This window comes from Gluconacetobacter sp. (genome assembly GCF_047721585.1).
GTDB lineage: Bacteria > Pseudomonadota > Alphaproteobacteria > Acetobacterales > Acetobacteraceae > Gluconacetobacter > Gluconacetobacter dulcium.
The window spans coordinates 1-6,006 of sequence record NZ_JBDNXE010000177.1 but is presented as its reverse complement, the minus strand read 5'-3'; the positions used below and the strand labels follow the sequence as shown (position 1 = coordinate 6,006).

Annotated in this window: 5 protein-coding genes; 2 read left to right on the top strand and 3 right to left on the bottom strand. The window is 60.2% G+C overall.

The window, feature by feature from the left end; all coding sequences use genetic code 11:
• Window positions 1–601: 601 nt before the first annotated feature.
• Window positions 602–1,510: a LysR family transcriptional regulator gene (locus ABF821_RS19405; protein ID WP_415531266.1), complete on the bottom strand. Its 909-nt coding sequence runs from the start codon at window positions 1,508–1,510 to the stop codon at window positions 602–604.
• A 93-nt stretch (window positions 1,511–1,603) separates the two neighbouring features.
• Between ABF821_RS19405 and ABF821_RS19400 the strand changes: the two genes are divergently transcribed.
• Complete coding sequence (locus ABF821_RS19400) at window positions 1,604–2,575, top strand: aldo/keto reductase (protein ID WP_415531265.1); 972 nt, start codon at window positions 1,604–1,606, stop codon at window positions 2,573–2,575.
• Window positions 2,576–2,650: 75 nt separating this feature from the next.
• Window positions 2,651–3,532: a LysR family transcriptional regulator gene (locus ABF821_RS19395; RefSeq protein ID WP_415531264.1), complete on the top strand. Its 882-nt coding sequence runs from the start codon at window positions 2,651–2,653 to the stop codon at window positions 3,530–3,532.
• Window positions 3,533–3,534: 2 nt separating this feature from the next.
• Here ABF821_RS19395 and ABF821_RS19390 read toward each other — a convergent pair whose 3' ends face one another.
• Complete coding sequence (locus ABF821_RS19390) at window positions 3,535–3,984, bottom strand: CopG family transcriptional regulator (protein ID WP_415531263.1); 450 nt, start codon at window positions 3,982–3,984, stop codon at window positions 3,535–3,537.
• Window positions 3,985–4,098: 114 nt separating this feature from the next.
• Complete coding sequence (locus ABF821_RS19385; RefSeq protein WP_415531262.1) at window positions 4,099–5,889, bottom strand: relaxase/mobilization nuclease domain-containing protein; 1,791 nt, start codon at window positions 5,887–5,889, stop codon at window positions 4,099–4,101.
• Between the last annotated feature and the right edge of the window lie 117 nt (window positions 5,890–6,006).

Below are 6,006 nucleotides of genomic sequence, written 5' to 3'. Positions count from 1 at the left end.
CGTCAGGCTCATAACCTGAAGGCCGCAGGTTCAAATCCTGCCCCCGCAACCATCTTTACCGGCGCAGGGCGCAAGGAATGATTAGATCCTGCCCCCGCAACCAAAATTTCCAAATAAAATCAATGACTTAAAAGGCGGCGCAAGCCGCCTTTTGGCGTTCCAGAGCACCAACTGGAATCATATAGGAAACATTCGGAAGCGAATTCACGCGTAGCAACACTGCGTGGAAGGGCCGGTCTGGGCGCGCTTCAGCGTGACCTGACGCTCAAGCGGTATCAGGCTCAGCATCGCCAGAGGGCTTCTTCTTTATGATTGCGATGTTGTGCTGGTCGGCCGACATGAGGACCGCTGCTTGCGGGATGCTATCGGCGCACTCGGTCCCCAAGCGTCCTGGCGACGCGGTGACGCTGGCAATTCCGGAGATGTGACCACCATCATAGTGGAAATACCGCTCGGGTGGCCGAGGAGAGTGGGCAATATCGCTGATGCCATTCTCTGGCAGGCCTGGGACGCGACCTCCTTTGTGACCGGAATCGTCATTACGGTAAATGGAGGATAGAGAATTGGCTGATTTTCTCGGTTTAGTATAAAATCTACGTGTTCAGGTGAGGGCGGTCGTGGCGACGTTGCGGACAAGTTGGCGCAACCACTCGATCGCCATGTCTCCGGCGGTTCGGGGATGCCAGGCCATGGCCATGTCGAAAGTCTCGATACTCAAGGGGGGATCGAACAGTCGCAGCGGCCAATTTGTTTGGAACGTGCGGGCGATGGCATGTGGCACGGTCATCACGAGATCGGAACCGGCGATCAATGCCGGAGCGAGAAGGTAATGAGGCAGTGTCGTCACGACGCGCCGCGTATATCCAGCGTCGGCCAATGCGTGATCTACCGGGCCTCGTGTCCGCCCATGACTGGTAATCAGAACATGGTCTTCTGCGATGAAGGCTTCCAGCGACACGATGTTTTGCAATCGAGGATGGTCGGAGCGAACGGCGGAAACATAGCGGTCAGTAAAAAGAGTTTCGATATGCCGTGTTGGACGCAGAAAATCGGCGTGACTGATGGCGAGGTCGCAATCATGCGACGCAAGCCGTTCCTCAAAGCGAGGATCGAACGGTAGAATTTCAAGTGTGACATGCGGTGCGATGTCGCGCAGGTGTCGGGCGATCGGCAGGAATATGACCTGTGCGGCGTATTCATTGGACAGCACCCGAAAGCGGCGGGTGCTTGTCCGAGGATCGAAATCTGAAGAGCGATCGAGCGTGTTGGCAATGCCTTCCAACAAGGAGGCGATACGTGGTCGCAGTTCCTCGGCACATGCCGTCAGCACCATGACATTTCCGCGCCGGATCAGCAGGGGATCGTTGAGAAGGCGGCGCAGGCGTCCCAGCGCCGCACTGGTGGCCGGTTGGCTGAGGCGCAGTCGTCGTGCTGCGCCCGAGACCGAATTTTCTGCAAGGAGTGCGTCAAGAACTTTCAGGAGGTTGAGATCGACCGTTGCTATATCCATCAGACGAAATCCGGAAATCCATGCAATTCATTTGAATGATAACACGGACCCCATCATGTTTGGAGAAGGATTGCACGCGGAAAGGACAGGGTTATGGAGTATAAATCTCTTGGACGAAGCGGACTGTCTGTCAGCCGCTTGTGCCTGGGCACGATGAATTTCGGCTGGAAAAGCGACGAAGCCGAGTCCCATGCGATCATGGATCTCGCACATGAGCACGGCCTCAATTTCTTCGACACCGCCGATATTTATTATTGGGGGGAACATCGCGGAAAGACCGAGGAAATTATCGGTAACTGGTTCGCTCAGGGGGGTGTCCGGCGGGAACGAACGGTTCTGGCGACGAAGGTTTATGAGCCGATGGGGGAGTGGCCTAACGAGGGGCGTCTGTCCGCGCTTCATATTCGCCGCGCGCTTGATGCCAGCCTGAGGCGTCTGAAAACCGATTATGTCGACCTCTATCAATTCCATCATATCGATCGCGAGACGCCCTGGGACGAGATCTGGCAGGCAGTGGATGTGGCAATTCAGCAGGGCAAGGTTCTCTATGCCGGGAGTAGCAATTTCGCCGGCTGGAATCTAGCCGAGGCTCAGGCGGCAGCGAAGGCGAAAGGGATGGCAGGGCTGGTCAGTGAGCAGTCCCTCTATAATCTCCTGACCCGTACGGTCGAGCTGGAAGTGATCCCTGCGGCACAGCGCTTTGGGATCGGTATTCTGCCGTGGTCGCCCCTGCAGGGAGGACTGCTCGGCGGCATCGTGCAGGCGGAGCGGACCGGTCGTCGTCGCCTGGAAGGACGGGCAGCTGAAACGCTGGAAAAGCGGCGTCCCCAGATCGAGCAGTATGAGGCCCTTGCCGCCGAACTTGGCCATAAACCATCGAATATGGCACTGGCTTGGCTGCTACATCAGCCTGCCGTAACGGCACCCGTTATTGGTCCGAGAACGACGAACCAACTACTGCAGAGCTTTAGTGCTCTGAATTTGAAATTGGACCAACAAATATTGGAACGGTTGGATGTCATATTCCCAGGGCATAAGCCAGCACCGGAAGATTACGCATGGTGACAATTTATCAAATCGGAGTGGAAATAAAGAGATTTGAGTGTATTATAAAACACGTTCAGGTCTTATTTTTCCAAAATGCCTGATGATTATGCCTTCAACATTCGCGATCTGAGGCGTGCCATCGCGGTTGCGGAACACCGTAGCCTTCGTCGGGCGGCTCTGGCCTTGGAGGTGGATCAGAGCACGTTGACACGCTCGATCCAGGCACTGGAGCATGCACTTCGTATTCCCCTGTTTGAGCGAATGCGGACCGGCGCGCGGCTCACTGCGGCGGGCGTGGCGTTCACCAGGATCGCCGCCTCCGTGCTGGAGGGCATGGACGAGGCCATGTTGCATCTGCGCCTGCGGCATTATGGCGTGGCGGGAAAGCTCCGTCTTGGCGTGCAAGTGTCCTTCGCCAACGGTGTGGTGGCCAACCTGCTCGGACAGTATCAAGCCGAATATCCCGATGTGAACCTTCAAATCATGGATGGCCCGCGTGAGAGACTGCTGCGGGATGTGCTGGGTTCCCGCCTCGACGTCGCGATCGTCCTAGCGGGCGAGGGCTGGCACGGCCAAGCCATCCCGTTGGGGAAGGAAAGAGTGCTGGCCGCTGTTGCGCGCGATCACCCGCTTGCGGTGCGTGCAGCGGTGACGTGGTCCGGCCTGTCAGATTGTTTCCTCACACTCCCGCGTCGCGGTGCAGGTATGGAGCTTCGCAAGCTCGCGCTGTTGCATGGCATTCTGCCCGAGCGCATCATGTTTCACGACGCCGCCATCGACCGGCTACTGGCATTGGCCCGTCACGGGGGTAAGATTCTGCTCGTAACGGAAGGCGCTACCGGCATCAGAATGGATGGTGTCGTCTTCCGGCCCATCATGGATGGAAGCGGCCCGGCGACATTCGATCTTGCCCTGTGCTGGCGGGATGGGGAAAGCGATCCTGTTCTGACACGCTTTATCGAATTGGCGCGGTAAACTCATGAGGACGGCGCTTCTTTTCCGGGTGTCGGCGACGTCTGACGCATAGCGGGAATATCAAGCGGGATATCGTCGCGGAACGACCGCCCCTGAGACAGTCGTCGCCCCAGCGTATCCAGAAACCGGGCAAACCGTTCCTGTCCCAACGCATTGGCGGCGGCCTGGGCTTCGGCGGGCAGGGGCGGCATCTGGCCCAGCCAGAAGCGGATGAACAGGGCGTGCGTTTCCAGCGCGATCATCAGGTCGCGCTCCTGACGCTGCATCTGCCGCGTCAGCCGGTCCAGCCGCCGCGTGAGCGCGGCTTCGGTTTTCTCCGCGCTGTCAGGAGATAGCAAGGATACGACCGCCGCTTCCACTACGGCGGAGCGCGTCACCTTCCGGCGTGCGGCAAGATCGCCGATCTGGCTGATCACGGCGACGGGCAGGGAGACGTTCAGGCGGTCACGCATGGAAATTCTCCATGAAAAACCATGATGTGACCAAAAGTTTTTTTAGAAACAAGACCGAAATCGGGCGTGTCGTATCGGGGCGGGCCATGACGTAAAAGGAACGGGCGGCATGGGTCACATGCTGATCCCGAGGTCGCGCTTTCGGTCGTGTCGCCAGTCGACGCCCCCGTCGTCGCGGGCGACGCCATCGACATACCGGTCGTGTTGTTTCTCCAGAGACGGTGCCCACGGCACAAGCTGGAAGCTCAGACCGTTGTCGATCATGGCGAAGCGCCCCGAGGACAGGCTGAGGCGTTTCACATACTGGCCGGTGACAAAGTTACCCGGAATGCTGCGCTCATAGGTCAGGCCGCTTTCCTTCGCGAGTTTCGCGCCCACCTGGTCGAGTTCCTGTTGACGCAATGTCGTCAGGAGGTTGCGCTGATAGCGTGCTGATCCGTCCGCATGGAATGACGCCAACCCGCGATCCGCGAGGTGACGGGTGCGTTCCTGCATGGCCTGCCGCACCTCGGCCCCGAAGCCTGTGCGGGCGAGGTCCATGGGCAGGCGTTCCACCAGCCGATGATCCAGCCATGTCGCGCCCGGCGCTTTCACCTGGGCGGCAAGGTCCAGATCGGAACGGGCGGACAACACCAGATAATCCTTCCCGCTTGTCCTGCCGGTCGCCGTTCGTACCTCAACGATGCCGCCATCGGGCGGGGCGTCGCGGAAGGCTTCGACGCCAGGGAAGCGGACATGATGCACATGGCCGTCCGTGGCGTCGATCACGGCATAGGCTTCGCCGGTCAGTTCATTGTGCAACCCGCGCTCCAGCAACCGCCCCGTCAAGGCGATGGGCTGATCGAGCCCGGAGATCACGTAATCGCCGGGAGACATCACCCGATCCCGGCTTCGTTCCGTCATGGCGCGATGCATGGTTTTGATGATGTCGCCCCGCGCGCCCATCTCGCGCAGCGTGTCCGCCATGCCGGGCGCGAGCGACCAGCGTCCCGGTCCTGCTGATGTGGCCAGCCCCATGCGTTCCAGTGTCTGCGCCCTGCCGGTCAGCAACGCACGATGCGTCGCGTCCTGGCCGAAGCCGGTAGTGGCGTCAGCCCGCAGGTCCACGATCCCCAGATCATCGGCATGACGCTGCAATTCGGCATCAAGGCGTGTCCAGCGTTCCGCCGTCACGTCCTGGCGCAGAGCTATTTTGATTTCATGCTCAGCGTGCGGGCCAAGCTCCAGCGAGACCAGATCCTCCGCTCGTGAGCGCAGCCCGTGGCTGATATAATGGCGGGCAATCACCAGATCAGCCCCGGCCTGATCGACACCGCGCACGATCAGATGCACATGCGGATTGTCGGTGTTCCAGTGCGACACGGCGGTCCAGTCCAGTCGCGTGCCGAGATCGGCTTCCATCTGCTGCACGAGGTCGCGGGTAAAGCCGTCGAGGTCGGCCATCTCGGGTGCATCCTCGGGAGAGACGATGAAGCGGAAATGATGCCGGTCGTCTTTGCAGCGTGCCGCGAAATTCCCGGCCTCCACCTCCTGACCATCCGGCCCGAACAGATGCGCCTTTTCACCATCACGGGTGACGCCATCCCGACGCAGATAGGCGAGGTGATCGGCCAGCGATCCGGGCCGTGCGCCGCGCCCGGCCTGTCGCACCACGCGGGCCTTGACGGTGACACGGCGATGGGCGTCGAACAGGCGGCTTCTGCCAAACCGGGAATGGCCTCGCCCGAAGGTCGAAGGGCCGGAGCGCGGACTGTTGCCTTTTCCCTTTCCGGGGCTGCCGCTACTGCCTCCGCCCGCGCGGCGGGAGGCATGGAGCACCTGCGCCAGAAAGCTCCGGGGCCGGGCGCTGCTTCCCTTGCTCCGGATGCGGCCCGGACGGACGTGGAAATCCTCATCGCGGGCCATCAGAACCTCCCTGTGCAGGAAAACCCCGCAGGAAAGCGGCATACAATCCAAAATCCTGCACACGTGTAGCGCGACAATCTGGGTGAGAGAGCGCGTCAATCAGGATGAGAATGGATT